Source organism: Cutibacterium avidum ATCC 25577 (assembly GCF_000227295.1).
GTDB lineage: Bacteria > Actinomycetota > Actinomycetes > Propionibacteriales > Propionibacteriaceae > Cutibacterium > Cutibacterium avidum.
In genome coordinates this window covers 1-790 of the sequence record NZ_JH165059.1, presented here as the reverse complement: position 1 = coordinate 790, position 790 = coordinate 1, and the positions used below count along the sequence as shown (strand labels likewise).

Below are 790 nucleotides of genomic sequence, written 5' to 3'. Positions count from 1 at the left end.
TGAGTTGAGTGAATGGCGATTTACTGCAGGTTCGAAGCGGGCGGCGTTGGCCACACCAGTGGTGACCGAGCACGAGTTGGTCCGAAATCTCGTGGCCGACGGGGGCTTGGCCTCTATCTGGGCCCCGCAGGGTGATCTCAGCGTGGACGTCAGCGCGAGTGATTATGACAAGCGGAAGAATTTATTTCGCTTTGTGGCAATGGGGAGCTTACCGGGTGCCGTGGATGAGGATGATGAGGATGTGGCCATGGCGATGGCGGAGATGGCCTGTCGTATTTTTTCGCCTGAGTATGTCAACTGCGGGAAACAGGTGGGATTGGGGCCGATGCTTGACGACGGATCTCTTGTGAAAGCAGTGAACTATGCGCCGCGGGACAGATATGATTCGTATCCGGATTTTGTGCGGGCGGCGCGGGTCATACGTACCACAGCGGAGGGAGTGTTCTTCGCTCGCCCCGACCACGACTAGCCGGCGCTCACAGGTCGAGGGCTAGACCTGTTTCATATCACGGCAATTATCATTTCGGTGCGATAACCATCCCCTGCTCACTGCTCCACTGAAAGGGTTCCTCATGATTCGACCGTGAGAAGTCGTTATCCCGGGTGGATATTTACCGAAGACAGGGCTGTTTCAGAGGTGCGTCGGCTGGGTCCTGCGAAGATTAAGATCAGTCATGTCCCTTGTATTCGGTAGTTTCGTTGTTGTGAGCAGGAGATGATGTGTGATGTGGTCATTGAGGTGTGGTTGGCGGCCGTCTTCGTGGGAGATGGAGGATGTTGCTGCGCGTGT

At 55.8% G+C, this 790-nt stretch carries 1 protein-coding gene; it reads left to right on the top strand.

Annotated features, from left to right (window positions below; translation table 11 throughout):
• Positions 1-469: hypothetical protein (locus HMPREF9153_RS11485; RefSeq protein ID WP_036980273.1), on the top strand; the 469-nt coding region annotated here is incomplete at its 5' end.
• Between the last annotated feature and the right edge of the window lie 321 nt (positions 470-790).